Here is a 20,443-nt window from a genome sequence, read left to right on the forward strand (position 1 = left end):
CCCCGGTGTTTTTTCGCCGAGGCCACGTCCGCTGCCGAAAACAGATTACTGTTGATGCGCTGATGCGCTAAAACGGCTGCATGACCACCCAATCGACCACCTCAATCGCCAGCAGCCTCTCCATGACAACGTCACCGGTCGATCCGGTACCGCGCGCGTTCCTGAACGTAGAGCAATCGGTGAGTGGCCAGCGCTGGGTGTCGCGGCTCGACCAGGCGGCGCAGAACCGCGCGCTTGCCATCAGCCAGATCCACGGTATTCCCGAACTGGTCGCCCGCGTGCTTGCCGGCCGCGGCGTGACGCTCGACGATGCCCCGGCCTTCCTTGATCCGACCATCCGCTCGCTGATGCCCGATCCGCTGACGCTGACGGATTGCGGCAAGGCTGCAGCGAGACTGGTCGCGGCGATCAACCGGCCCGAACGGGTTGCGATCTTCGGCGATTACGATGTGGACGGCGCGGCCTCTTCCGCCTTGCTCTATCGTTTCCTCACCCATTTCGGTGTCGAGGCGGAGATCTATATTCCGGATCGCATCTTCGAAGGCTACGGGCCGAACCCGAACGCGATCCGCCAACTGGTGGCCAACGGCGCGCAACTGATCGTCACGGTCGATTGCGGCTCGACGAGCCAGGACGCGCTGACGGCTGCTAAGGACGAGGGCTGCGATGTGGTCGTGATCGACCATCACCAGGTCGGGCATGTGCTGCCGCCCTGTGTGGCGCTCGTCAATCCGAACCGTCAGGACGATCTCTCGGGGCAGGGGCATCTCTGCGCGGCAGGCGTCGTGTTTCTGGTCATGGTCGCGACCCTGAAGCAGCTGCGCGAAGGTGGCGATAGCCGCGCACAGTCTCTCGATCTGCTCGGTCTGCTGGATCTGGTGGCGCTGGCAACCGTTTGCGATGTCGTGCCACTAAAGGGGCTGAACCGTGCCTATGTGGTGAAGGGGCTGATCGCCGCCCGTCACATGGTCAATCCGGGACTCACGGCGTTGTTTCGAAAGGCGGGTCTTGGCGGACCGGTGACGCCCTATCATTTCGGCTTCATGATCGGCCCACGTATCAATGCCGGCGGGCGAATCGGCGATGCAGCGCTCGGCAGCCGCTTGCTGACACTGGAAGACGATATCAAGGCGGAGGAGATCGCCGGCCGGCTGGACGATCTGAACCGCGAGCGGCAGGCCATGGAAGCCGCCATGCTGGCGGAAGCCGAAGCCGAAGTTCTTGGCGAATACGGTGACGCCGAGGGCGCGTCCGTCATCGTCACAGCGCATGAGAAATGGCATCCGGGCATCGTCGGTCTTCTCGCTGCGAGACTGAAGGAGAAATTCCGGCGGCCTGCCTTCGCGATCGCTTTCGACCCGTCCGGCAAGGGCACCGGTTCCGGCCGTTCGATCAACGGTTTCGACATGGGCCGGATGGTTCGCGGCGCAGTCGAATCAGGGCTTCTGCTAAAAGGTGGCGGTCACGCCATGGCGGCGGGACTGACCGTCGAGCGCGCCAACCTCGGCAAGCTGCGCGCCTATTTCGAGGAAGTGGCGGCTGAGGGCGTTCCGGCTCTCGTTGCCAACCATGTGCTGAAGATCGATGGCGCGCTTTCGGCATCAGGAGCCACGATCGCGCTATTCGACCAGCTGGAACAGGCGGGCCCCTACGGCTCTGGCCATGCGCAGCCCGTCTTTGCCATTCCCGCCCATCGTCTGAGAGATGTGCGGCTGGTCGGTACGGCGCATGTGAAGATCACGCTGGAATCACTCGATGGCACGCGTCTGGAGGGGATCGCCTTCAGGGCGGCCGAAACGCCGCTCGGCCAGATGCTGCTCAACTCCCGCGGAAAGCAGATCCATGCCGCGGGATGCCTCACGGCCGACCAGTGGCAGGGAAACCGGCGCATCCAGCTCAGGCTTCTCGACGCGGTCGAGTCGCGATAAATTACGGCTTAATCAAAAGGGGAAACTGGTACGCCCTAGGGGAGTCGAACCCCTCTTTTCAGAATGAAAATCTGACGTCCTAACCGATAGACGAAGGGCGCGTACAGTGAGCGCTCGTATAGTCAGGCTTGCCCGATCCGGCAAGTAGGAAAATCGATATTTCTCTGTTTTTAAATGAAATAATCCAAGCCAAGGCATGCCGCGGGAAAACGCGCGAGCGAACAAGCCTGAAGATATGGAAGAAGGGGGAAGTGGTACGCCCTAGGGGAGTCGAACCCCTCTTTTCAGAATGAAAATCTGACGTCCTAACCGATAGACGAAGGGCGCGTACAGGAGCGTCTTATAGGGACGCTTTTTCAAACAGACAAGCCAAAAAACGGTATTTTTCGGAAGATAAACAGAGAAAATTGCGCGGCTGGATGCTCCAAGAGAACTTAGAGGTTTTTGTGCAAAATCAACAGTTTGAAAGAAAGAACTGGTACGCCCTAGGGGAGTCGAACCCCTCTTTTCAGAATGAAAATCTGACGTCCTAACCGATAGACGAAGGGCGCGTACAGTGAGCGCCCTTATAGAGGCGTGATTTCGTTACCGCAAGCGCAAAAACGATGTTTTTTGCGAAAAATTAGATGCGCGGAAAATGTGGCTTCAGTGAGCGTAAAGCCATGCGAAATCAGCGGCTTATCCGATTTGACCAGCGCGCTCTTTTCGCCCCCGCTCAAGGCTGATGGTTAGAGCTGCGCCTGTTGTGACGGGTCCGGCAGCGGCTGGCGGGGAGTGAAGACGCTGCCATGTGCTGCATTGATGCCGCCGGCCGGAGCGGCGACGGCTGTCTGCCCGTCAGGGGCAGCAGCAGGTGCCGTCGTCGCCGATGGGAATGGCGATGCGTTGGACGAAAAGATGCTGTAGCTGCTCGCGCGCACGCCAGTCGGTTGCGTGACGAGCCCGGCGATGGAGTTCGACGGCTGCTCCGGCGCCGGAGGAAAGGCGCCGGGGGCGGCGTTGGCGCCCGGCGCCGTAGTCGTTGCAACTGCCGCTGATTTGGCCTGGTGCGCCTTTGTGGAGACGAGGGGATCGACATAGAGGCCGGCGCCACTCGTGCCGGCTTTGACAAGCGGTTTTGCCGCGCCATCTGGTTGCTCCGCGGCCACCGCCTCTGCGGAGACCGGATCGGCGTCGGCAACCTTGCGGGTCATCGAGCAACTGCTCATCATTAAGGCTGCGATCGCCACTGCGAGGAGCGGAAAACTCGGCCTTGAGATCGATCTTGCTGGCGAAACCGGCACGTGATGCCCTTCATGTGCGTCGCGGACACTCTGTCGCGAATCATGGAGATGAGCATCACGTGTCCTGTTTCACTCGGCAAGAGAGGGGCGTCGGCCTTGGTCAGGCCGACGCAAGCCTCAATTACCAACTGCCGGTATTCGGCATCGATGCCCACGGCTCGGCGACCGGCAGGTTGTCGCCCTTCTGCAAGATCTCGAAAGAAATGCCGTCCGGCGAAAGTACGAAGGCCATCCGACCTTCGCGAGGCGGACGGTTGATCACGATGCCACTGTCCTGCATGTGCTGGCAGAACGCATAGACGTCGTCGACCTCATAAGCGAGGTGGCCGAAATTGCGTCCGCCCGTGTAATCCTCGCTGTCCCAGTTGTAGGTAAGCTCGATGCACGGCGCCATGTTCTCCTCAGCCTGCGAAACGTCGTCGCGTGCAGCCAGAAAGACCAGCGTGAAGCGGCCCTTGTCATTTTCGATGCGGCGGATCTCCTCCAAACCCATCAGTGTCTTGTAGAAATGGAGAGACGCGTCGAGATCCTTGACCCGAACCATTGTGTGTAGATAGCGCATGTGTCGCAAGCTCCGCGATGTCGTTGGCAAACTGTCGAGCGGATATGGTGCATTGCAGGAGGTCAGCAAGCCTGGGGCAAGCCGTCAGCCGTAGAAAGATGCTGATAAAGTCCAGACGGGGACTTGCACTGGAGGGTTAACGGGATGTTAATCTAGGCGCGAAGAATCACTTCCACCGTCATGTCGTAACGCGTAATCGAGGGGCCGATAGGATATGGCAGACAGGATATCGTTGAAAGGCGTAGCCGAATACGAGGAATTCGCGGGCGATCCGGTCGAGCTCATCGAAATTACGGGTGTGGTCAAGTGGTTCGATGTTGCGAAGGGGTTCGGCTTCATTGTGCCCGACAACGGTATGCAGGATGTGCTTCTGCATGTGACCTGCCTGAGGCGCGATGGATACCAGACCATCCTTGAAGGAACCCGTATCGTCGCGATGATCCAGAAGCGCGACCGTGGCTATCAGGCCTTCCGCATTCTTTCCATGGATCAGTCGACCGCAGTTCATCCCTCGCAGTTGCCGCCGGTTCGCACCCATGTTCAGGTCACGCCAACGAGCGGCCTGGAACGGGCACTGGTGAAATGGTTCAACCGCACCAAGGGCTTTGGATTCCTGAGCCGCGGTGAGGGGACCGAAGATATCTTCGTCCACATGGAAACGCTGCGTCGCTACGGACTGACAGAGCTCCGTCCCGGCCAGACCGTGTTGGTCCGGTTCGGACCTGGCGACAAGGGCTTGATGGCAGCCGAAATTCATCCCGACAATCCCAACCCTGTAAGCCGGTCACATTGATGTTGAGAATGCAGTCATTCGGGCGGATCACGCCCTTTGCAAAAGGCGCCCTTGCGGCGCTTTTTCTGTTTGTCGCCTACGCTGCCGCAGCCCAGCAGGTCATCTTTCCAAAAGATGAGCTGTCGATCCGCACGGCAGCGGGCAAGACCCATGCCTTTGTGATCGAGCTGGCTCTGACGGACCAGCAGCGCTCGCAGGGCCTGATGTACCGCAAGGAAATGCCTGACGATCACGGCATGCTGTTCGACTTCGGCGAGACACGCCGTGTTTCCATGTGGATGGAAAACACCATCCTGCCGCTCGATATGCTGTTCATCGAAGGCGATGGGACGGTCTCTCATATCCGCGAAAATGCGGTTCCTTACTCTCGTGACGTGATCGATTCGCGGGGACCGGTAAAATTTGTCCTCGAACTGAATGCCGGTCGGACGAAAGCGCTCGGAATCAAGGTTGGTGACAAGGTGGTTTCCAAACGGATCGGCAACGCAGGATAGGTGTTTGGCCGCTTTCCCACAGTTAGTTCGCTAGACAGTTCGAACAATTGGGAAAATCCACTTTTTGCAGTTGCGGGCTGGTAGGGAACCGTGTATCTCGCATTCTTGTAAGGAACGGAGTGTAGCGCAGTCTGGTAGCGCATCTGGTTTGGGACCAGAGGGTCGGGAGTTCGAATCTCTCCACTCCGACCATTGCCTTCAAAAGAGCGTCGCGCTCAGCAGTTGCCGAAGCGTCACGCTAGCAAAAGTCGGATGTTTCAGTTCATGACGGCCAAGATCTATCGTCCCGCAAAAACTGCAATGCAATCTGGCAAAGCCAAGACGCATCTCTGGCTCCTCGAATTCGACCAGGAAGAGCCACGCCGGATCGATCCGATCCTTGGCTATACATCTTCCGGAGACATGAAGCAGCAGGTACGCCTGACCTTTGAAAGTCAGGAACTTGCCGAAGCCTACGCCAAGCGCGAAGGCATCGAATACCGCGTCGTCCAGCCAAAGGAACCCGCGCGTCAAGCTGCTTCCTACACCGACAATTTCCGGTTCAATCGCTCGCAGCCCTGGACGCACTGACATCCTGTCTGCGTTCTGGTAGAAGCGTCTTAGCAGGCCCCTTAGCTCAGCTGGATAGAGCACCTGCCTTCTAAGCAGGTGGTCGCAGGTTCGAATCCTGCAGGGGTCGCCAAAACCATCTCCCAAAAAATTGCGACTGCCGCTTGAGCGGAGGAATATCGCCTTGAGCAAAGCGCTGCTTCGGAGCTGGATATAGAGACCAAGAATCTCTGGCGTGACGGCAACAAAAAACCGAACAATGGAGGTCCCATTGTTCGGCGAGTTGAGTGCTGGAACCAAGAGATGGCGTCCGAGCTTTTGGGTACGATCTGGATGTTAACCTGGGGTGAAGACCTCAGGCGAATACTTGAGTGAGACTACCTGCCGCCAATCGTGCAACGACGTTAACTCATGACCCGACTTGGTTGCATCTCGCAATGCCAGCGATCAGCAAGTGGTAGCAGCGCCGCCGCAGTTCAACTTCTTGCTGAGGTTCGTGAATTGCGTGCTTAGTGCACCGCCGAGCGTCTGTGCACCAGCGATCAGCGCGACAGAGATAAGAGCGGCGATGAGCCCGTATTCGATGGCAGTGGCGCCAGACTCGTCCTTCATAAAGCGTGCAAAAACCGACATGCAAATCCTCCTTGATTCGTGCCGTGGGACAAGGCGTCCCGACGTGTTGTTCTTTTACCGAACGTCAAAAGAGTGTTGCGTTAACAGGATCGGTTAATATGTTCCTATTGGCTAATGTGAGTTCTGAATGGTTAAGAAGTGGTTTTTGTGAATCCCCACGTGTGCTCATCGCCCGCCGGCGATCCGGTCGAACTGGATCCTGTAATTGTAGGATAACGCGTGCTCATGACCAAACCGGGCCTAGCATGCTGCCACCGGTACTCGTGGTGCCAGAGCGTTGCATTGGGGTAGGACCTACCATTCATTCCTCCGCGTACCCCAGCCTCACTACGTCATGTTGCGATGCAGCAACAGCGGGAGTTCACATCTTCGGGAAACCGATCGTGATCCCGCAATCGCATTTCAGCCGCAAAATCGATTCGAAGCTGCCTCATTCGAGCGTATATTCGCGGCGGTCAGTTCCGTTGCATCGGCAGGGGAAGGCACGTGGCGAAAACGGACCATTGGGTCTGACAAACTCGCCTCCATCGCATTGAAACGGGTGTTCCGGGCGACCTCGCGGTTGCTTGCGCCTCAACATTGTCTTGAGCCTTCGAGTGGGGATCAAATGAACAGAAGTCTATTGGCCGGCGGCGTCGCGCTGTTTGCGGCAATCTTTGCGGTTGGCCCGTTTTCGGCATTGAGCGCTTATGCGGCGGACAGGCCGCTGATCTGGCAGCCCGTCAAGAATTCGGACAGAAGCTATTCCGTAAAGCTCGGCTTCAGGTTGCCGACGGAGCTGGAGCCCGAGGCGGGCTTCAACGTCGGTGTCGATGCGAAGAAGGACGGGTCGATGAACACGCCGCTTCGGCTGTGGGGCAGCATGAAGATGAAGTCGATCCAGAGGCCCGCTTACGAGGTCGAACGCAAGATCGGGATCGATTACGACGGATTGGCCGAAACGGCCGCCGTCAGCATGAACTACCACCAAACGCAGATCGTCACGTCGACGATCGATGTCGAGCGCAATGCGAGCTATGTCATGCGCTACGACGGGCTCAATCAGGACTGGAGTGGCCTCGACGCCAACCAGACCCTCAGGCTTTCCCGGGCAAACACCGGCACAGCCGTGGTCGTCCGCGCAACGGCGATCGATACGTTTCGTATCGGCGGCGCGGGGCTGGGACTCGAGCAGAAACTGGGTGACAGCCTGACACTCAGCGGCTCCGTCGATCGCTATTCGGACGCGACCGCAGCAGTAACCAGCGTCAATGCCCGCTATTCATTCCAATGGTGATGGCGCCCTGACGATTGTTTCGACGGGAAACGAAAAAGGGGCGCTCGTGGCGCCCCTTTTCTTTTGCAGGTCATTCCCGTTGGCGCAGTCTGCCTAGTGCAGGATCTGGCTAAGGAACAGTCTGGTGCGCTCGTGCTGCGGATTGTCGAAGAACTCCGCCGGTGAATTCTCTTCGACGATCTGTCCCTGGTCCATGAAGATCACCCGGTTGGCGACCTGGCGGGCAAAGCCCATTTCATGGGTGACGCACATCATGGTCATGCCTTCTTCGGCAAGGCCAACCATCGTATCGAGCACTTCCTTGACCATTTCAGGATCGAGAGCCGAGGTCGGTTCGTCGAACAGCATGATCTTCGGCTTCATGCACAGCGAGCGGGCAATCGCCACGCGCTGCTGCTGACCGCCGGAGAGCTGGCCCGGATACTTATGGGCCTGTTCCGGGATCTTGACACGCTTGAGGTAGTGCATCGCCACTTCCTCGGCTTCCTTCTTCGGCATCTTGCGAACCCAGATCGGTGCAAGCGTGCAGTTCTCAAGGATCGTCAGGTGCGGGAAGAGGTTGAAGTGCTGGAACACCATGCCGACTTCTCGCCGCACTTCGTCGATCTTTTTCAGATCGTTGGTGAGTTCGATATTGTCGACGACAATGCTGCCCGACTGATGTTCCTCGAGGCGATTGATACAGCGGATCATCGTCGATTTTCCGGAGCCTGACGGACCGGCGATGACGATGCGTTCGCCTTTCATCACCTTGAGATTGATGTCGCGCAGGACGTGAAAATCGCCATACCACTTGTTCATGCCGATGATCTCGACAGCGACATCCGTGGAGGAGACGGTGAGGTTTTTGGGTTGGGCGTCAGCCATTGTTTTTTCCCCTTGTTATCGCTTGTGGCCGGTATCGAGATGCCGTTCCATGAAGGCGGAATAGCGTGACATGCCGAAGCAGAAGATCCAGTAGATAAGACCAGCGAACACGAGGCCGGTAAGCGGCGTCATGGGCGTGATCCAGGTCGTATCGGTAAAGTTGAGCCGGATGATGTTCAAGAGGTCGAACATGCCGATGATGGCAACGAGCGACGTATCCTTGAACAGGCCGATGAAGGTGTTGACGATGCCGGGGATCACGAGCTTGATCGCCTGTGGAAGCACGATCAGGCGGGTTTTCTGCCAGTAGCTGAGGCCGAGCGAATCGGCGCCTTCGCCCTGACCTTTCGGAATAGCCTGCAGGCCGCCACGAATGACTTCTGCCATATAGGCGGAGGCAAACAGCGACACACCGATCACGGCGCGCAGGAAGTTGTCGATGCTCCAGCCGGTGGGCAGGAACAGCGGCAGCATCACGTTTGCCATGAATAGAACCATGACAAGCGGTACGCCGCGGATCACCTCGATGAAGACGACGCAGAGCGTCTTCAATACGCGCATGTTGGAACGCCGTCCGAGCGCCAAAAGGATGCCGACGGGGAAGGAGACCGCGATGCCGACGAAGGAGAGGATCAGCGTCACCATCATGCCGCCCCAGAGCGGGGTCTCGACCCGCTGCAGGCCAAGAACATTGCCATGCATGAGGAAGAACGAAACGACCGGGAAGACGAGGAACAGCAGAACAGCGTTCAGCGCCTTGTACGGCAGTTTCGGAATGAGGAGAGGCACGAGCAGCACGATCAGCATGAACCCGACCAGCATGACGCGCCAGCGCTCCTCGATCGGGTAGCGGCCGAACATGAACTGCTGGAACCGGTCACCGACAAACGCCCAGCATGCGCCTTTCCAGCCATCCGGCTGGGTGCCGCCCTGGACGACGGTGGCGCAGACCGAGCGATCGGCCCCGACCCAGCTCGCATTGATGAACAGCCAGTTGATGATGCCGGGCAGGGCGAAGGCCAGCAATGCGATGGCGACGATTGTCAGCACCACATCCTTTGGCGTTGCCAGGAGATTGGTCCGGATCCAGCCGCTTGCCGAACTGGCGCTGACCGGCGGCGGTTCCGGCGCGATCATGTCATTGCGAACGTAAGAGAGCTTGTGTGTAGACATGTCTTATCTCTCCACCAGAGCCATCTTGGCGTTGAACCAGTTCATGAACAGCGATGTCGCGATGCTGATGCTGAGATAGATGGTGAGCATGATCGTGATCATCTCGACAGCCTGACCGGTCTGGTTGAGCGAGGTGCTTCCGGTCGAAAACAGCTCGGGAAAACCAATCGCAACGCCGAGAGACGAGTTTTTGGTCAGGTTGAGATACTGGCTTGTCAGCGGCGGAATGATGATGCGGAAAGCCTGCGGTACGACAACCAGTCTGGTGATCTTGCCCGGCTGGACGCCGAGTGCAGCGGCGGCTTCCGTCTGTCCCTTGCCGACGCCCTTGATGCCGGCTCGGATGATTTCCGCGATAAACGCTGCCGTGTAGAGCGAAAGCGCCAGATATAGAGCCACGAATTCCGGACGGATATTGGCGCCGCCGGAAAGATTGAAACGACCTTCGACGGGATAGTCGAAGGTCAGCGGCGAACCCATGGCGATGAATCCGAGAAGCGGCAGACCGATGATGATGGCGGCGGAGATCCAGCCGTTGGGCAATTGCTGCCCGGTTGCCATCTGGCGCTTGACCGACCAGGTGCGGAAGACGAACGCGACAACGATGCCGACGAGAATGGCAACCGGAAGGATCCACGCGCCTTCGCCCCAGATCGTTGCCGGAAAGGTCAGGCCACGGTTGCTGAGGAAGGTCGAGAGCGGGCCCTGGATAGCATCACGCGGCTGCGGCAGAATGGCGAGAACGCCGGAATACCAGAAGAAAATGACCAGCAGCGGCGGAATGTTTCTGAACACCTCGACATAGACGGTGCAGAGCTTGGCGATCAGCCAGTTTTTCGACAGGCGACCGATACCGATGATGAAGCCGACGATGGTTGCCGTGATGATGCCGGTGACAGCGACCATCATCGTGTTCAGGAAGCCGACCAGGATCGCCCTGCCATAGGTCGAGTCGCTCGTGTAGGCGATCAGGGATTGCCCGATATCGAAGCCTGAGCGACCAGCGAGGAAGCCAAACCCGGTGGCGGTGTTGCTGCGGGCAAGGTTGACACTGACATTGTGTGCGATCGACCAGACGAGCGCAACGAGAATGACCAGCGTCAGCACCTGGAAGAAGATGCTCCGCGCTTTTGGATCGTAAATGAGTGACGTGGACGTGCGCTTAGTCGCAGGCGCACGGATCGAGTTGTCCGTCATGCTTTGCCAATCCCCTGTGACCCGTTGTGGGCCCTTATTGTTTTTGATTCTTATTGATCGTGGAGAATGTCTCGCAGGGCGGACGGAGCCACCCTGCGAGACGTCAGTCTATCAGTCGATTAACGGATCGGCGGTGCGAACTGCAGGCCACCCTTGCTCCAAAGAGCATTCAGGCCACGTGCGATCTTCAGCGGGCTGCCGGAACCGATATTGCGCTCGAAGACGTCGCCGTAGTTACCGACGCCCTTGACGATGTTGTAGGCCCATTCGTTGGTCAGGCCGAGATCGGTACCGACCTTGGTGTCCTTCTCGGTGCCGAGGAAGCGGCGGATATCCGGGTTGGTCGAGTTCTTCATCTCGTCGATATTGGCCTGGGTGATGCCGAATTCTTCGGCCTGAACCAGGGCGTAGCCTGTCCACGAAACGATATCGAACCACTTGTCGTCGCCTTGGCGAACGGCTGGGCCAAGCGGCTCCTTGGAGATGATTTCCGGAAGAATGACGTGTTCGTCAGGGTTCGACAGCGCGAGACGCGTTGCATAAAGGCCCGACTGGTCCGTCGTGTAGACGTCGCAACGGCCGGCCTGGTAGGCGGCGTTTACTTCTTCGAGCTTTTCGAAGACGACCGGGTTGTACTGGAGGTTGTTGGACTTGAAGTAGTCGGCGAGGTTGAGTTCGGTTGTCGTGCCCGACTGAACGCAGACGGCAGCGCCGGACAGTTCAAGCGCCGACTTCACGTTCAGGCTCTTCGGAACCATGAAACCCTGGCCGTCGTAGTAGTTGACGTAGCGGAAGTTGAAACCGAGCGCGGTATCGCGGCTGATGGTCCAGGTGGTGTTACGTGCGAGCACGTCGACTTCACCCGACTGCAGTGCCGTGAAGCGGCTCTGGGCCGTGGTCGGCGTGTACTTCACCTTCGTTGCATCACCGAAAACCGCAGCTGCGACGGCCTTGCAGAAATCGACGTCGAAGCCTTTCCAAGCGCCGGCCGAATCCGGCTGCGCGAAGCCGGCCAGACCGGTGTTGACGCCGCACTGAACGAAGCCCTTCGCCTTGACATCATCAAGCGTGGCCGCGGAAGCTGCCGAGGCAAAGCCAAGGACCGCTGCGCCAAACGCGGCAGACAAAAGCGTCTTTTTCATTTTCCCAACCTTATCTGTTGTTTTGTGTGATCTCTCGACACAGGCCGTTCCCCTGATTTTATGAATACGACCGGTCCCCCGCTGACCTCCCGGCGCGGGTGTTTATATCTCATTCGGAAACGAAGGCAGGGTCAAGGGCCACCCGTTCAAATTGCGTCCAAATTACGGTGTATTAGACTTTACCGCCTACGCGCTGGGCAAATGCTCAAGTTGTGTGCGAGTTGTGGCGGTTTTTATACCGAACGAGCATGCTAATATTGCACCGGTACTGGGAATTGGGCAGCGGGGTTGACCAGCCTGGAGGGCGGCGGCAAAACTGGCGCCATTGTCAACGAAAGTGCATTCCGGACATGTCCCAGAAAGATAAACTGATCGAAGAAGCGGGTCAGAATACGCGCCTTGCGCATATCGGAAACGATCCACGCGCGTATCATGGCTTCGTCAACCCGCCTGTCGTCAAAGGTTCCACGGTCCTTTTCCCGAATGCCGAAGCGATGGAAAAGCGCAGCCAGCCATACACCTATGGAACCCGCGCGACCCCGACGACGGACGCCCTGTGCGCTGCGTTCGACCAACTCGAGGGTTCTGCGGGTACGATCCTCGTTCCATCGGGACTGGCTGCGATCTCAATCCCTTTCCTGGCTTACCTGTCATCGGGCGATCACGCGCTGATCGTCGACTCAGTCTACACGCCCTGCCGGACTTTCTGTGACACGATGCTTACGAGACTGGGGATCGACGTCGAGTACTATGATCCGGAGATCGGGGCAGACATCACCAAGCTGATGAGGCCGAACACCAAACTCGTTCATACGGAAGCGCCCGGCTCGAACACGTTCGAGATGCAGGACATCCGCGCAATCACGGACGCTGTGCACGCCTATTCCGCAGACGTCGTGGTGACGCTGGACAACACCTGGGCGACACCGCTCTATTTTCGTCCGCTCGACTTCGGCGTCGACGTCTCAATCCATGCGACCACGAAGTACCCGTCGGGGCATTCGGATATCGTCATGGGCTCGGTGTCGGCCAATGCGAAGCATTTTCCGGCTCTTGAGGCCGCGCGGATTGCAATGGGCATCTGCGGTGCGCCGGAAGATTCCTACCTGATACTGCGTGGCTTGAGAACGATGGGCCTGCGGCTGGACCAGCATCAAAAAAGCGCCCTTGAAATCGCCCAGTGGCTGGAAGGCCGCGACGGCGTTGCGCGCGTCCTGCATCCGGCATTGCCAAGCTTTCCCGGCCACGAGATCTGGAAGCGGGACTTCAAGGGATCGAGCGGGATCTTCTCCTTCGTGCTGCAGGCCGAGCCTGAGAGGGCAAAAGCCAAGGCGCACGCCTTCCTCGATGCCCTGAGCTTTTTCGGCCTCGGTTACTCCTGGGGAGGATACGAAAGCCTTGCTCTGGTCGTAAATCTTTCCGACCGCACCATCCGCAAGCAGCCCACCGAGGGTGCAGTCATCAGGCTTCAGATCGGTCTCGAAGACGTGGTCGACCTCAAGAAGGATCTTGAAGCGGGGTTTGCCGCGGCGGCCGCGGTCTGATCGCGTCGCTACTCGGCGTCGAAACCGTAGAGCCAATCCAGATCCGCCGCGAGCGATTGCGGCGGACGCATTGAGAGAACAAAGTTGCGACCGAGCTTCAGCGGGCCGCGCGCATGATAGGCAAAGCGGTTGAATTCCCCGCGTGCTCGCACCTTGGCGACGCGACCGGCCCGTTCGGTCTCGTAGGCTGATAGCGCCTGTGTGAGCGAGGGCAGGGCGGCCACGCGGTTTGCCAGGATGAACGCGTCTTCGATCGCCATCGCCGCGCCTTGGGCCGCAAAGGGCAGCATCGCATGGGCGGCGTCGCCGATCAGAACAAGATCGCGGCCATTGTGCCAACGGCCCGGTGTCACCTGATAGAGCGGCCAGAAGGTCGGCTTGTCGGATGCGGCCAGTGTTTCGGCTATGCTCGGATGCCACCCCTTGAAATGACGCAGCAGCAGGTCTTTCTGGGCGGCGCTCGCTTCCGTATTCCAGCAATTGCCGGTGTTGCCGCCGGACGCGATGGCGACGATGTTGAAACTATCCTTCTCCTTGAGCGGATAGGCCACAATGTGTGCCGAAGGTCCGAGAAATGCACTGACGGCATTCGGCTTCAGCCAGGAAGGTGCCGCGCTCTTTGAAACCATGAAGCGCCAGGCGACACTGTTGGAAAAAACGGCTTCCGGATTTTTGGGAATTGCGGTGCGAATGCCAGACCAGACGCCATCTGCGGCGACGATCAGGTCATGGTGGCATCCGGAGATCTCCGCCAGTTCGTCTCGAACGGCGCTCCCAATCTTCGAGCCCAGCCGAAGCGTGCAGAGCGGGTTGGCATTCACGGCGTGGAGAAGCGCGTCTTGCAGCGTTGCCCTATGGAGGACGCCATAGGGCGATCTCCACCGCTCGCGGGCGAACCGGCCGGATGGCACATAGGCCAGCCGATGAAGCGAACGACCCGACACGAGCTGCACTTCATCCGGCTCGGTCCATAACGGTTCCAGATCGCTAAGAATGCCAAGCTTGCTCAGCACGCGCGAAGCGTTCGGCGACAACTGGAGCCCAGCGCCGACTTCCTGAAGGGAAGGCGCCTGCTCGAAGATGTCGCAGGTGATGCCATGGCGCGCAAACGCGAGCGCAGCGGTGAGACCCGCCATGCCCGCACCCACGATCGCTACTGTCTCGACAGCCATTTTTGGCTGCCGATCAGGCGGCCTTGACGTTGAAGACGCAGCCCGGAGGGTCGGTCTGTTCGGCCTTCAGGGTAGGGTTGTATTTGTACAGAGTGGAACAGTAGGAGCAGACTTTTTCGACTTCGTCGCCCATGTCGATAAAGATGTGCGGATGATCGTAAGGAACGGATGCACCAGTGCACATGAATTCCTTCACGCCGATCTGGATCGACGGGAAACCGCCGTCGTTCTGGAAATGGGGAATGCTGTGGCCGGCCATGGTCGTCTCCAATGCGTACAATAGGGCACGTCTGATTTGGCGCGGACATTACCGCCGCCGCATTCAAAAGTGTAGTGCAAAAACCGCGATGCGAGGTGTCTTTCAGGGTTCAATCGCAAGCACCGATATCTTATGGTCCGCCGCCAAAACAGGATATCCCAGATGAACCTCAATGCCCCGGCCTTTTCCACCTTCAGCCATGACGGCCTGAGCCTCTCCTATCTGGATGAGGGGGATCCGGCGGGCGATCCTGTCCTGCTCATCCACGGTTTCGCTTCCAGCGCGACCGTGAACTGGGTGCATCCGGGATGGGTAAAGACGCTCGGTGATGCCGGTTACAGGGTGATCGCCATGGACAACCGCGGCCATGGCGGCAGTGACAAGCCGACCGATCCGGACGCCTATCGCCCTTGGGTGATGGCAGCGGATTCGGTTGCTCTGCTCGATCACCTGCGCATCCCGGCAGCGCATCTGTTCGGCTATTCGATGGGCGCGCGCATCTCGGTGTTTGCAGCGCTCAACGATCCGGACAGGGTCCGGTCGCTGGTGCTCGGCGGTCTCGGAATCGGCATGACGGACGGGGTCGGTGACTGGGATCCGATCGCGGATGCGCTCTTGGCGCCCTCGCTTGAGAGCGTCAGCCATGATCGCGGCCGTATGTTCCGCGCCTTTGCCGACCAGACGAAAAGCGACAAGCAGGCACTCGCCGCCTGTATCCGCGGTTCGCGCGATCTGGTCGAACGCAGCGATATGGGCAAGATCGACGTTCCCACGCTGATCGGCGTTGGGACGAAGGACGATATCGCGGGTTCACCGCAGGATCTGGCCGATCTGATGCCGAGTGCGACAGCGCTCGATATTCCCGGTCGTGACCACATGCTTGCGGTCGGCGACAGGGTTTTCAAGAAAGCGGTACTGGAGTTCTACGCAGCGCAGGCCTGAGCCTCGCACGACCGTAGACTGGCAAGACTTCAGCTTCCCTTGATTTAACGATCAACGAAATGCGATTTCGCCGGCGTTGGTGTTGTCGTAAATCTAATCTATATATCGTGGCTTACGCCAAAGAGGAGACGGCCATGGCCGCGAGAACCGAAGTTCGCCAGACCGAGGACATTCGCCAGACCGATAGTGTCGCTAGCGTCGACCCCATATGGGACACGCTGCGGCAGGAAGCACGCGTCGCAATCGATCAGGACCCGTTGCTGGCCGCCTTCCTCTATTCAACCGTCCTGAACCACCGTTCGCTGGAAGAATGCGTCGTTCATCGGATCTGCGAACGGCTCGATCATCCCGATCTGCAGGCCGTCCTGCTGCGGCAGACATTCATGGAAATGCTGGACGAATGGCCAGATTGGGGTGCTATTCTGCGCGTCGATATCCAGGCCGTCTACGACCGCGACCCTGCCTGCCTGCGGTTCGTCGAGCCAGTCCTCTACTTCAAAGGATTTCACGCCATCCAGACGCATCGCTTGGCGCACTGGCTGTTTTACCGCGGCCGTCGCGACTTCGCGCTCTATCTGCAAAGCCGCGCCTCAAGTGTCTTCCAGACAGACATCAATCCGGCGGCTCAGATCGGTAAGGGGATCTTCCTCGACCACGCGACCGGGCTTGTCGTCGGCGAAACCGCGATCATCGGGGACAATGTCTCCATCCTGCATGGGGTCACTCTCGGTGGAACCGGTAAGGAGGGCGCAGATCGTCATCCGAAGATCGGCAACGGCGTGCTGATCGGCGCCGGCGCAAAGATCCTCGGCAATATCGAGGTTGGTGCCTGCTCGCGTGTGGCGGCGGGCTCCGTTGTCCTCAAAGCTGTTCCGGAAAAATCCACCGTCGCCGGTGTTCCGGCAAAGGTCGTCGGGACCGCGGGTTGCTCCGAGCCGGCACGCCTGATGGACCAGCTTCTGCGCGCCGAGGAATAGTCCGCGCCCGGACCTACTTGTTCCAGGAAAACTCGGGGCAGGGTCGTGCGGTGGAGAGAACGTCGGCTTTACTTTCGCCTTTCTCCCGTGCCAAAAGCGCATCGATTTGATCGCAAAATCTGACGGAGAAGATCGTGAACCCCGACGAAATCAAGAAGATCGACGACTATTTCAAGCGCCTTTTGAACCCCCAGATCGTCGTCAAGGCGCGTCCCCGCAAGAACGATTCTGCCGAAGTCTATCTTGGTGATGAATTTCTCGGCGTCGTCTATCTGGATGACGAAGATGGCGAGCGTTCCTACAATTTCTCCATGGCGATCCTCGACGTCGATCTTTGATCGCAGGATCCGACTGGTTTTTAAGAAAGTTGTCGAGAGGCCCTTCGTGGGCCTCTTTTGTTTTGGACGTAAGCCTCGAGCATGCAAGCTTCATTAGCATCTACTCTTCGACGGAATTTTGAGCGACAGGCGATCGCCGTTCGCGCGTTGGATCCGTACGCATGAAGCTGCAGCGTCTGAGGCTATGGCCATGATGCCGCCCGCCTTTTGGGTCAGTATGGCGGCAGAATTTGAGTTGCCGAATGTGGTACTTTTGGCTCGTCGCGAGCCCCTCTCGGCGGAATAGTGATTGCACAGCGGGAAAGGGGGCTTAAAATCCTTTCCCAAAGAACTACCTTTAGCAAGACTGAAGTCCTGTCGACCGGTTGTTCGCTATACCGCCGCTGGATGACTAGGGAATGAAAGACGATGATCGCACTGCCGATCTTGATGGAAAATGAAAAGAACGGCGACGGAGACAACGCGGGCCGCGGAACCTCCGTCATCACGCGAACGAAACCGAAAACCAAACGGCCTAACCTGTACCGCGTTCTCCTTCTGAATGACGACTACACGCCAATGGAGTTCGTCATCCATATTCTGGAGCGTTTTTTCCAGAAGGACCGCGATGCGGCAACGATTATCATGCTCCACGTCCATAACCATGGCGTCGGAGAATGCGGAATTTTCACCTATGAAGTAGCGGAAACCAAGGTGTCCCAGGTCATGGACTTCGCCCGGCAACACCAGCATCCGCTGCAATGTGTCATGGAAAAGAAGTGAGGAACCCGACGTGCCAACATTTTCGCCTAGTCTTGAAAAGGCTCTGCACCAGGCACTGACCTTCGCGAACGAGCGGCATCACGAATATGCCACACTCGAACATCTGCTTCTGGCGTTGATCGACGACGCCGATGCGGCGGCGGTCATGGGAGCATGCAGCGTCAACCTGGATACGCTCCGCAAAACCGTGTCTGAATATGTCGACAATGAACTCGCAAACCTGGTGACAGGCTATGACGAGGACTCCAAACCGACATCCGGCTTTCAACGCGTCATCCAGCGCGCTGTGATCCACGTCCAATCCTCCGGTCGTGAAGAAGTGACCGGAGCAAACGTGCTCGTCGCAATCTTCGCAGAACGTGAGAGCCACGCAGCCTTCTTCCTGCAGGAGCAGGAAATGACCCGCTACGACGCGGTCAACTATATCTCTCACGGCATCGGCAAGCGTCCGGGTTCCTCCCAGGCCCGGACCCCGCGTGGTGCTGATGAGCCCGATTCAGACGCCAAGCCTGTTTCGCGCAATGAGGAGGAAGGTCCCGGCAAGAAGCAGCAGGATGCCCTCAAGGCATACTGTGTCAATCTGAACGAAAAGGCCAGGAATGGCCGTATCGATCCATTGATCGGTCGTCATTCCGAGGTCAACCGCACGATCCAGGTCCTGTGCCGCCGCTCCAAGAACAACCCGCTTTACGTCGGCGATCCGGGCGTTGGCAAAACTGCGATCGCCGAGGGACTGGCAAAGCGCATCGTCGAGGGCAAGGTGCCGGAAGCGCTGGCCGATGCCACGATCTTCTCGCTCGATATGGGCACCCTGCTTGCAGGCACCCGCTATCGCGGCGACTTCGAGGAACGTCTGAAGCAGGTCGTCAAGGAACTGGAAGATTTTCCAGGTGCTGTCCTGTTCATCGACGAAATCCACACCGTCATCGGTGCGGGTGCAACGTCGGGCGGTGCCATGGATGCGTCCAACCTGCTGAAGCCGGCTCTGTCCTCTGGCCAGATCCGCTGCATCGGTTCGACGACCTACAAGGAATACCGCCAGTTCTTCGAAAAGGACCGGGCTCTGGTTCGACGCTTCCAGAAAATCGACGTCAATGAGCCGTCGATCGATGATGCGATCGAAATCATGAAGGGCTTGAAGCCGTATTTCGAAGAGTATCACAAGCTGCGCTACACCAACGACGCGATCAAGTCGGCGGTGGAACTGTCAGCACGGTATATCTCCGACCGCAAGCTGCCGGACAAGGCGATCGACGTGATCGACGAGACCGGTGCAGCCCAGATGCTGCTGCCCGCTTCCAAGCGTCGCAAGCTGATCACGGAAAAGGAAATCGAGGCGACAATCGCCACGATGGCCCGCATCCCGGCGAAAACGGTTTCCAAGGATGACGAGATGGTTCTCGCCAACCTCGAGAAGGAACTGCGTTCCGTCGTGTACGGCCAGGACGTCGCGATCGACGCGCTGTCGACGGCGATCAAGCTGGCACGTGCAGGTCTGCGCGAGCCGAACAAGCCGATCGGCTCCTATGTCTTCTCCGGTCCAACTGGCGTCGGCAAGACCGAAGTCGCAAAGCAGCTTGCCGCCTCGCTCGGCGTCGAGATGCTGCGTTTCGACATGTCGGAATATATGGAACGCCACACGGTCTCGCGACTGCTTGGCGCACCTCCCGGCTATGTCGGCTTCGACCAAGGCGGCCTCCTGACCGATGGCGTTGATCAGCACCCGCACAGCGTGGTTCTGCTCGACGAAATCGAGAAGGCGCATCCGGATATCTACAACATCCTGTTGCAGGTGATGGACCATGGATCGCTGACCGATCACAACGGCAAGAAAATTGACTTCCGCAACGTCATCTTGATCATGACGACGAATGCGGGTGCATCCGAGATGGCCAAGTCTGCGATCGGCTTTGGATCATCAAGACGCACCGGCGAAGATGAGGAGGCGATCAATCGCCTGTTCACACCGGAATTCCGCAACCGTCTCGATGCGATCATTCCGTTCGCACCGCTGCCGACCACGGTTATCCACCAGGTCGTCCAGAAGTTCGTGATGCAGCTGGAAAGCCAGCTGTCGGAGCGTAACGTGACGTTCGATCTGCATGAGGACGCGATCGCCTGGCTGGCGGAAAAGGGTTATGACGAGAAGATGGGCGCAAGACCTCTGTCTCGCGTGATCCAGGAATACATCAAGAAGCCGCTCGCCAACGAGATCCTTTTTGGCAAGCTTCGCAAGGGTGGCATCGTCCGCGTCACGGCCGGCAAGAAGGAAGATGGCACCGACGGTCTTCTTCTGGAGTCCATTTCGGAAACGGCCCGGGTAAAGCCGAAGCCTGAAGCGGAAGTGGAAGAGGCTGCCGACGAGATCAAGGCCAAGACGACAAAGTCAAAGCCTTCGAAGAAGTCTGCGCCGAAGGCTAAGGACAAGGACGGCGGTTCCGCCAAGGCAAATGTCGTCGACGATGGCGACGTGATTGCCGAGGAAGCCCCGGCAAAGTCCGCGCCCCGCAAGGGTAGCACCGTGCCACGCGTCCCAAAGAGCAAGTAGCGCT

20 protein-coding genes and 5 tRNA genes are annotated in these 20,443 nt (G+C 58.6%); 13 read left to right on the plus strand and 12 right to left on the minus strand.

Annotation, left to right across the window (positions count from 1 at the left end):
• The first annotated feature begins 122 nt into the window (after positions 1-122).
• Positions 123-1,928 carry a single-stranded-DNA-specific exonuclease RecJ gene (gene recJ / locus ACQY1P_RS12350; protein WP_430256470.1) on the plus strand — a complete coding sequence of 602 codons (1,806 nt, stop codon included), beginning with the start codon at positions 123-125 and terminating at the stop codon, positions 1,926-1,928.
• Between the two features lie 26 nt (positions 1,929-1,954).
• On the opposite strand, the gene ACQY1P_RS12355 is transcribed toward recJ, so the two are convergent.
• From ACQY1P_RS12355 to ACQY1P_RS12375, 5 genes are all read right to left on the minus strand, one after another.
• Positions 1,955-2,029 (minus strand) — tRNA-Glu (locus ACQY1P_RS12355).
• 151 nt (positions 2,030-2,180) lie between these two features.
• Positions 2,181-2,255, minus strand: a tRNA-Glu gene (locus tag ACQY1P_RS12360).
• Between the two features lie 149 nt (positions 2,256-2,404).
• Positions 2,405-2,479, minus strand: a tRNA-Glu gene (locus ACQY1P_RS12365).
• A 177-nt stretch (positions 2,480-2,656) separates the two neighbouring features.
• Positions 2,657-3,121: a hypothetical protein gene (locus tag ACQY1P_RS12370; protein ID WP_430256471.1), complete on the minus strand. Its 465-nt coding sequence runs from the start codon at positions 3,119-3,121 to the stop codon at positions 2,657-2,659.
• Between the two features lie 211 nt (positions 3,122-3,332).
• Complete coding sequence (locus ACQY1P_RS12375) at positions 3,333-3,773, minus strand: VOC family protein (protein ID WP_430256472.1); 441 nt, start codon at positions 3,771-3,773, stop codon at positions 3,333-3,335.
• Positions 3,774-3,987: 214 nt separating this feature from the next.
• Here ACQY1P_RS12375 and ACQY1P_RS12380 point away from each other — a divergent pair, with 214 nt between their 5' ends.
• The 5 genes from ACQY1P_RS12380 to ACQY1P_RS12400 all read left to right on the plus strand — a co-directional run bounded on the left by ACQY1P_RS12380 (position 3,988) and on the right by ACQY1P_RS12400 (position 5,742).
• Entirely contained in the window at positions 3,988-4,566 is a 579-nt protein-coding gene (locus ACQY1P_RS12380; RefSeq protein ID WP_062457423.1) for a cold-shock protein, read from the plus strand.
• A gap of 8 nt (positions 4,567-4,574) precedes the next feature.
• Entirely contained in the window at positions 4,575-5,060 is a 486-nt protein-coding gene (locus ACQY1P_RS12385; RefSeq protein ID WP_062457420.1) for a DUF192 domain-containing protein, read from the plus strand.
• Between the two features lie 115 nt (positions 5,061-5,175).
• A tRNA-Pro gene (locus tag ACQY1P_RS12390) sits at positions 5,176-5,252 on the plus strand.
• A gap of 72 nt (positions 5,253-5,324) precedes the next feature.
• Complete coding sequence (locus ACQY1P_RS12395; RefSeq protein ID WP_062458113.1) at positions 5,325-5,630, plus strand: ETC complex I subunit; 306 nt, start codon at positions 5,325-5,327, stop codon at positions 5,628-5,630.
• Between the two features lie 35 nt (positions 5,631-5,665).
• Positions 5,666-5,742 (plus strand) — tRNA-Arg (locus ACQY1P_RS12400).
• 314 nt (positions 5,743-6,056) lie between these two features.
• Here the strand turns inward: ACQY1P_RS12400 and ACQY1P_RS12405 are convergent.
• The gene (locus tag ACQY1P_RS12405; RefSeq protein ID WP_062457386.1) at positions 6,057-6,242 is read right to left on the minus strand and encodes a Flp family type IVb pilin; all 186 of its coding nucleotides are present in this window, start codon (positions 6,240-6,242) and stop codon (positions 6,057-6,059) included.
• 607 nt (positions 6,243-6,849) lie between these two features.
• On the opposite strand from ACQY1P_RS12405, the gene ACQY1P_RS12410 reads away from it, so the two are divergent.
• Positions 6,850-7,518 carry a hypothetical protein gene (locus ACQY1P_RS12410; protein ID WP_156461832.1) on the plus strand — a complete coding sequence of 223 codons (669 nt, stop codon included), beginning with the start codon at positions 6,850-6,852 and terminating at the stop codon, positions 7,516-7,518.
• Between the two features lie 93 nt (positions 7,519-7,611).
• On the opposite strand, the gene ACQY1P_RS12415 is transcribed toward ACQY1P_RS12410, so the two are convergent.
• The 4 genes from ACQY1P_RS12415 to ACQY1P_RS12430 form a co-directional block, all read right to left on the minus strand.
• Positions 7,612-8,385 (minus strand): amino acid ABC transporter ATP-binding protein, encoded by a 774-nt coding sequence (locus tag ACQY1P_RS12415; protein ID WP_062457380.1) that lies wholly within the window; start codon positions 8,383-8,385, stop codon positions 7,612-7,614.
• A gap of 15 nt (positions 8,386-8,400) precedes the next feature.
• Positions 8,401-9,558: an amino acid ABC transporter permease gene (locus tag ACQY1P_RS12420; protein WP_430256473.1), complete on the minus strand. Its 1,158-nt coding sequence runs from the start codon at positions 9,556-9,558 to the stop codon at positions 8,401-8,403.
• Positions 9,559-9,561: 3 nt separating this feature from the next.
• Positions 9,562-10,755: an amino acid ABC transporter permease gene (locus ACQY1P_RS12425; protein WP_430256474.1), complete on the minus strand. Its 1,194-nt coding sequence runs from the start codon at positions 10,753-10,755 to the stop codon at positions 9,562-9,564.
• 119 nt (positions 10,756-10,874) lie between these two features.
• Entirely contained in the window at positions 10,875-11,897 is a 1,023-nt protein-coding gene (locus tag ACQY1P_RS12430) for an amino acid ABC transporter substrate-binding protein (RefSeq protein WP_062457371.1), read from the minus strand.
• A gap of 350 nt (positions 11,898-12,247) precedes the next feature.
• Here ACQY1P_RS12430 and ACQY1P_RS12435 point away from each other — a divergent pair, with 350 nt between their 5' ends.
• Entirely contained in the window at positions 12,248-13,441 is a 1,194-nt protein-coding gene (locus ACQY1P_RS12435; protein WP_430256475.1) for a cystathionine beta-lyase, read from the plus strand.
• An 8-nt stretch (positions 13,442-13,449) separates the two neighbouring features.
• Here ACQY1P_RS12435 and ACQY1P_RS12440 read toward each other — a convergent pair whose 3' ends face one another.
• Positions 13,450-14,613 carry an FAD-dependent monooxygenase gene (locus tag ACQY1P_RS12440; RefSeq protein ID WP_430256476.1) on the minus strand — a complete coding sequence of 388 codons (1,164 nt, stop codon included), beginning with the start codon at positions 14,611-14,613 and terminating at the stop codon, positions 13,450-13,452.
• 13 nt (positions 14,614-14,626) lie between these two features.
• Positions 14,627-14,872 (minus strand): zinc-finger domain-containing protein, encoded by a 246-nt coding sequence (locus tag ACQY1P_RS12445; protein WP_062580399.1) that lies wholly within the window; start codon positions 14,870-14,872, stop codon positions 14,627-14,629.
• A gap of 162 nt (positions 14,873-15,034) precedes the next feature.
• Here ACQY1P_RS12445 and ACQY1P_RS12450 point away from each other — a divergent pair, with 162 nt between their 5' ends.
• The 5 genes from ACQY1P_RS12450 (at position 15,035) to clpA (ending at position 20,439) form a co-directional block, all read left to right on the plus strand.
• Positions 15,035-15,814 carry an alpha/beta fold hydrolase gene (locus tag ACQY1P_RS12450; RefSeq protein ID WP_430256477.1) on the plus strand — a complete coding sequence of 260 codons (780 nt, stop codon included), beginning with the start codon at positions 15,035-15,037 and terminating at the stop codon, positions 15,812-15,814.
• 134 nt (positions 15,815-15,948) lie between these two features.
• Positions 15,949-16,791 (plus strand): serine O-acetyltransferase, encoded by an 843-nt coding sequence (cysE, locus tag ACQY1P_RS12455; RefSeq protein WP_062457355.1) that lies wholly within the window; start codon positions 15,949-15,951, stop codon positions 16,789-16,791.
• 134 nt (positions 16,792-16,925) lie between these two features.
• A complete protein-coding gene (locus ACQY1P_RS12460) occupies positions 16,926-17,129 on the plus strand; it encodes a DUF3126 family protein (protein ID WP_062457352.1) in 204 nt (67 codons plus the stop codon).
• Between the two features lie 408 nt (positions 17,130-17,537).
• Positions 17,538-17,891, plus strand: a complete 354-nt coding sequence (gene clpS / locus ACQY1P_RS12465; RefSeq protein ID WP_062457349.1) for an ATP-dependent Clp protease adapter ClpS — start codon at positions 17,538-17,540, stop codon at positions 17,889-17,891.
• Between the two features lie 10 nt (positions 17,892-17,901).
• The gene (clpA, locus tag ACQY1P_RS12470) at positions 17,902-20,439 is read left to right on the plus strand and encodes an ATP-dependent Clp protease ATP-binding subunit ClpA (protein ID WP_430256478.1); all 2,538 of its coding nucleotides are present in this window, start codon (positions 17,902-17,904) and stop codon (positions 20,437-20,439) included.
• Positions 20,440-20,443 lie beyond the last annotated feature (4 nt).

Source organism: Neorhizobium sp. DAR64872/K0K18, from assembly GCF_050500175.1.
In the GTDB taxonomy this organism is placed as follows: Bacteria; Pseudomonadota; Alphaproteobacteria; order Rhizobiales; family Rhizobiaceae; genus Neorhizobium; species Neorhizobium soli.

Excerpts from the sequence above, each read along its gene's own strand:
- ACQY1P_RS12370 (WP_430256471.1), bottom strand. The coding sequence starts at position 3,121 with ATGACCCGCAAGGTTGCCGACGCCGATCCGGTCTCCGCAGAGGCGGTG.
- ACQY1P_RS12405 (WP_062457386.1), bottom strand. The coding sequence starts at position 6,242 with ATGTCGGTTTTTGCACGCTTTATGAAGGACGAGTCTGGCGCCACTGCC.
- ACQY1P_RS12395 (WP_062458113.1), top strand. The coding sequence starts at position 5,325 with ATGACGGCCAAGATCTATCGTCCCGCAAAAACTGCAATGCAATCTGGC.
- recJ (WP_430256470.1), top strand. The coding sequence starts at position 123 with ATGACAACGTCACCGGTCGATCCGGTACCGCGCGCGTTCCTGAACGTA.
- ACQY1P_RS12415 (WP_062457380.1), bottom strand. The coding sequence starts at position 8,385 with ATGGCTGACGCCCAACCCAAAAACCTCACCGTCTCCTCCACGGATGTC.
- ACQY1P_RS12450 (WP_430256477.1), top strand. The coding sequence starts at position 15,035 with ATGAACCTCAATGCCCCGGCCTTTTCCACCTTCAGCCATGACGGCCTG.
- ACQY1P_RS12380 (WP_062457423.1), top strand. The coding sequence starts at position 3,988 with ATGGCAGACAGGATATCGTTGAAAGGCGTAGCCGAATACGAGGAATTC.
- ACQY1P_RS12375 (WP_430256472.1), bottom strand. The coding sequence starts at position 3,773 with ATGCGCTATCTACACACAATGGTTCGGGTCAAGGATCTCGACGCGTCT.
- ACQY1P_RS12430 (WP_062457371.1), bottom strand. The coding sequence starts at position 11,897 with ATGAAAAAGACGCTTTTGTCTGCCGCGTTTGGCGCAGCGGTCCTTGGC.
- cysE (WP_062457355.1), top strand. The coding sequence starts at position 15,949 with ATGGCCGCGAGAACCGAAGTTCGCCAGACCGAGGACATTCGCCAGACC.
- ACQY1P_RS12385 (WP_062457420.1), top strand. The coding sequence starts at position 4,575 with ATGCAGTCATTCGGGCGGATCACGCCCTTTGCAAAAGGCGCCCTTGCG.
- clpS (WP_062457349.1), top strand. The coding sequence starts at position 17,538 with ATGATCGCACTGCCGATCTTGATGGAAAATGAAAAGAACGGCGACGGA.
- ACQY1P_RS12425 (WP_430256474.1), bottom strand. The coding sequence starts at position 10,755 with ATGACGGACAACTCGATCCGTGCGCCTGCGACTAAGCGCACGTCCACG.
- ACQY1P_RS12420 (WP_430256473.1), bottom strand. The coding sequence starts at position 9,558 with ATGTCTACACACAAGCTCTCTTACGTTCGCAATGACATGATCGCGCCG.
- ACQY1P_RS12435 (WP_430256475.1), top strand. The coding sequence starts at position 12,248 with ATGTCCCAGAAAGATAAACTGATCGAAGAAGCGGGTCAGAATACGCGC.
- ACQY1P_RS12445 (WP_062580399.1), bottom strand. The coding sequence starts at position 14,872 with ATGGCCGGCCACAGCATTCCCCATTTCCAGAACGACGGCGGTTTCCCG.
- ACQY1P_RS12440 (WP_430256476.1), bottom strand. The coding sequence starts at position 14,613 with ATGGCTGTCGAGACAGTAGCGATCGTGGGTGCGGGCATGGCGGGTCTC.
- ACQY1P_RS12410 (WP_156461832.1), top strand. The coding sequence starts at position 6,850 with ATGAACAGAAGTCTATTGGCCGGCGGCGTCGCGCTGTTTGCGGCAATC.